The organism is Planctomycetota bacterium, from assembly GCA_026387035.1.
In the GTDB taxonomy this organism is placed as follows: Bacteria; Planctomycetota; Phycisphaerae; order FEN-1346; family FEN-1346; genus JAPLMM01.
The window spans coordinates 1-3,807 of sequence record JAPLMM010000042.1 but is presented as its reverse complement, the minus strand read 5'-3'; the positions used below and the strand labels follow the sequence as shown (position 1 = coordinate 3,807).

Genomic DNA, 3,807 nt, shown 5'->3' with positions numbered 1-3,807 from the left:
GAAGTTTCCTGACCTGGATGCAGGAGCGCACCAAACCGGTGTTCATCTTTGCAACCGCCAACAACATCAGTGACCTGCCACCAGAATTCCTGCGCAAAGGGCGCTTCGACGAGATTTTCTTCGTCGACCTACCGACGCCGGAAGAACGCAAGGCCATCCTCGAGGTGCTGCTCCGCAAGTATGGCCAGAAGCCCGCGCGGCTGATCACCGAAACGCTCGTGAAGCGGCTCGACCGCTACAGCGGCGCCGAAATCGAGTGCGTGATTACCGACGCGATGTATGAGGCCTTCTATGATAACCAGCGCCCGTTGAGAGCGCAGGATCTGGAAGTTGCGACCACAAAGGTTCTCCCGCTGGCCGACCAGATGCGCGACGAGATTGAGTCGCTGCGCCGCTGGGGGAAAGCCAACGCACGACCTGCGTCGTGAATGGTTTGACGAAAGGAGCCTGACAATGTCCGGACCCAAGCGAGGAACCTGGCACTTCGTGTATGACCCCACGCCCACGCGGCTGGCAGACCTGAGACGGTTCGCCGCGCGGCAGGATGCGTGGCTGGAACGGCACGGCTTATTCGTCGGGCGCTACCTGGGCAGTGAGGCGCTGGCGCGCGCCCGGGCCGCGCACGACCGGGTTCGGGAATGCCTGGCCGCAGGCGACCCGGACTCGGGCTTCGATGCCTATGGTGAGGTTTGGGGTCTGTTCAACCAACTACACCGCGAAGCGACGGAGGCGCAGAGGCGGCGCCGCCTCGAGGAACACGCGAGGGTACAGCGCGCGGCCGCGGCGCTGGCGGACCAGTGTAGGGAAACCTGGGAATCGTCCGAGAACCAAGTGCTCCTTCAGCGATGGGTGGACACTTCTGAGCACCACCAGCTGGCGGCAGGCGTGGCTTCCATAAGCGTGGGCTCGCCGAGGGAGATGCAGGAAAAGGCCAGAGCCTGGCATGACCGGTTCGCGCAGGCGCTTCGGCTGGCGGGCCAGCGGGCGGAGGAGAATGCCAGGGCCGTGAGGGCCTACGTGCCCAGACTTCGTGCGGCAACGCAGGCTCTGGATGGACTGAACACGGTCGTGCTTCCTGCGGAAGACCGGAAGCGGTTTGATGACCTTAGGGGCGCTCTACGCGAGACCGCCGAGGGGGCTCTCGCCCGGGAAGATCTCCCGTCCATCCAGAAGGCGGTTCGTTCTATGGCGAGTCTGCACGCCGATTACGAGCCCAGGATCAAAGCCGCGGAACTGAAGAAGGCGACCGAGGTCTGGCAGTCGGCCCTCGTGAAGTGCGGCTACGGCGTCGCGCTGCGGACCGATCCGGACGGAACCGTGGTGATCGAGGCCAGCAGTTTTCCCATGAAGTCTGTGAACATCAGGGTGCGGCCAGACAGCGAGGAGGTGAACCTGGAGGTCAATGGGGCCCGCGACCACGCGGCCTGTGTCAGGGACGTCCAGTCGCTTCAGGCCGAACTGGCCCGTCAGGGCGTGGAACTGAAGATGACCGACTGGGGCAGCGGCAACCCGGGGAGCGTGATGCGACACCAGGATGCCAGAATCTCGGTGGGAGGTGCAAAGTGAGCCGACCAGAGGATCGCACTCTGTCACGGCCGGACGCGGTGAACGTCGCCCACTTAGTCGAGCGCTGTCGCGTGCTGGGGCCCGGCGAGAGATTCGCGCTGTGGGTCCAGGGATGCCCGCTCCGCTGCCCGGGTTGTCATAACCTGGACTTCCTGCCATTTGTGGATGCGATGTGGATAACAATTGGGGAACTTGAACGCCGCATTCTGGCCACGACTGGCATCGAGGGCGTGACGTTCGTCGGCGGCGAGCCGTTCGCGCAGGCGCGGGCGCTGGGCATCCTCGCCCAGCGTATCCGCCGCGCGGGTCTGAGCGTGATGGTCTATTCCGGCTACACGGTTGAGCAACTCGTTTCAGGGGTCGAGCCCGACGCAATGTGGCTCTTGTATTCAACGGACCTCGTGATGGACGGACCTTATCGCCGGGAGTTGCCGACCCAGCGCCCGTGGCGCGGCTCGGACAACCAGCGGCTCATAGCGCTTTCCCAGCGTTATGCGGACCGCGTGGAGGAGTGGAACCGGCCCGTCGGGCAAGACTTTGAGGTCCGCGTTCGCGCGGACGGAACGCTGGAGGTTCTGGGCATTCCACCGGCAGCACTGTCGGCGCGGGAAGGAACGGCATGGCCCGATGTTTGTGATGGAGGACGGCAAGGACCCGGCACAGGAACGGTGCGAACGGGTGGGCAGTTTAACCGATTCATGCCGCCGTGCGAGGAGGATTGAAATGGAATCGTTGCTCTGGTTGCTTCTGGCGTTCCGCATCCTTCGACGGGCGGCACCGGTTGTGGTGGGCATCGTTGGGGCAGCAGTGATCCTCAGTTTTTGCGGGACGGCGTTTCCCGCCCGGTGGATGGCGCTTCTGGCGTTCGTCGTGCTGGCCTGCTGGCTGGCCGGGGGAGTGAAGGACGTGCTCTCGGGTTCGCGGAACGGTAGAGGCGGCCGTGGGGACAGTCCGCGGCAGGACCTGTGACAGGAGGAAACCCATGTTCGTTTGCGAGGGCTGTAAGACGCGGATGAAGGGAGTTGAAGACGTGGGGGCCAGCAGGCCGTTTCCGGCCTTTGCCGTTGCCGGCGGCGTGCTGGGTTCCCTGGCCGCCGCAGCCACAGGCGCGATTCTGCTTGTGCCGGCGGCCGTCGTCCTCGGGGCTGTCGCAGACAGCCGGCGATGCGGGTTGTGTGGGGCAGAGGTCCAGGAAGATGAACCCGCTTATCACCTGATGCACGAGTTGCCAGGAGAATCGGGCAGTCCGGCCTACAGGCCCGTGACGCGCCCACCCCAGCCGTCGGCGCCACAACCGGATCCGGGTCCACCGGGACAGGGGAGAGCCCCGCAGGGCCGCACGATGGAGGGGTCTAACTCCCGCACCGGCCCCGCGAGCCTTTTCGATTCTTCTCGGCGGCCCAATGAGCCGCGGGTTCAGGCCGACTTTACGTTCGACGAGATGCGGGGTGCTTTGGTGCCGAAAGAACCGCCCTCTGACCTGGGAGGTTTTGAATCTGACCCGGAGGTGGCTCCTTTTACGCCGATGGACGTAGGCGGTCCGGAATTGGCCTCGCCTTTCTTTGACGAAGCCTTACCGGACCCGTTCTCGGACCTCGGAGATGGGTGGGTGTTCGGCCTGGGCGACGATGTATCCCCCGGCGAACTTCCCCCGGAAGGATTGGACCTATGAGAATCCGCAGACGAATCATCAATGCCGACCTGGAAGGCCGCGTGCTTTCCGAACGCATCGAAGAGGTCGCCGACGACGGGCAGGGGAACGTCGAGGAGTCCCAGGCCACGGCCTTCCACAATTGCCCATCGTGCGGCCGGCCGATCGAAAAGGTGCAGGACGTCCGCGGCCAGTGTGTTCAGTGCGGCCAGCAAACGTGTGCCACCTGCGAAAGTTATTGCGCAATCTGCCATCGTCCGTTGTGCCGTAACTGCCGGCTGGGTTTTGCGGAAAAGGGTCTGAGTGTCTGCGACTCGTGTTTGAGGTTGCTCGATGAACGATTGGCGCATCAGGACCGTCTGGTGGAGGAGAAGACCGCGTTTGAGCGGCTGATGACTGTTTACGGTGCGATGCTAAAAGTCCTCCCGCCGCCCCCTTACGAGAAGGGCTCGATCATGGGAGTGGTGGCGCAGATCGTGCAGTGGCGCCTGGCGGGAAAACTTTCCCGGATGGCGAAACAGTTGACGGAGGGTGACGATCGTGGCCGCCGACTACTGCCATGACATCCTGGCCGCCGAGGGGTTCCGGAG

At 64.1% G+C, this 3,807-nt stretch carries 5 protein-coding genes; all 5 read left to right on the top strand.

Going from position 1 to position 3,807, the window contains the following annotated elements; all coding sequences use genetic code 11:
• Positions 1 to 428 (top strand): hypothetical protein (locus NTX40_01260; GenBank protein ID MCX5647718.1); only part of this gene is annotated, 428 nt, incomplete at its 5' end.
• 25 nt (positions 429 to 453) lie between these two features.
• Positions 454 to 1,566: a hypothetical protein gene (locus NTX40_01255; GenBank protein MCX5647717.1), complete on the top strand. Its 1,113-nt coding sequence runs from the start codon at positions 454 to 456 to the stop codon at positions 1,564 to 1,566.
• Complete coding sequence (locus NTX40_01250) at positions 1,563 to 2,288, top strand: 4Fe-4S single cluster domain-containing protein (GenBank protein ID MCX5647716.1); 726 nt, start codon at positions 1,563 to 1,565, stop codon at positions 2,286 to 2,288. The genes NTX40_01255 and NTX40_01250 overlap by 4 nt, the downstream gene beginning before the upstream one ends.
• A gap of 1 nt (position 2,289) precedes the next feature.
• Positions 2,290 to 2,535, top strand: a complete 246-nt coding sequence (locus NTX40_01245; protein MCX5647715.1) for a hypothetical protein — start codon at positions 2,290 to 2,292, stop codon at positions 2,533 to 2,535.
• A 699-nt stretch (positions 2,536 to 3,234) separates the two neighbouring features.
• On the top strand, positions 3,235 to 3,780 hold the full coding sequence (locus NTX40_01240; protein MCX5647714.1) for a hypothetical protein: 546 nt from the start codon (positions 3,235 to 3,237) through the stop codon (positions 3,778 to 3,780).
• Positions 3,781 to 3,807 lie beyond the last annotated feature (27 nt).

Bases quoted from the DNA above. Each gene is read 5' to 3' on its own strand.
- NTX40_01255 (MCX5647717.1), top strand. From the start codon at position 454: ATGTCCGGACCCAAGCGAGGAACCTGGCACTTCGTGTATGACCCCACG.
- NTX40_01245 (MCX5647715.1), top strand. From the start codon at position 2,290: ATGGAATCGTTGCTCTGGTTGCTTCTGGCGTTCCGCATCCTTCGACGG.
- NTX40_01240 (MCX5647714.1), top strand. From the start codon at position 3,235: ATGAGAATCCGCAGACGAATCATCAATGCCGACCTGGAAGGCCGCGTG.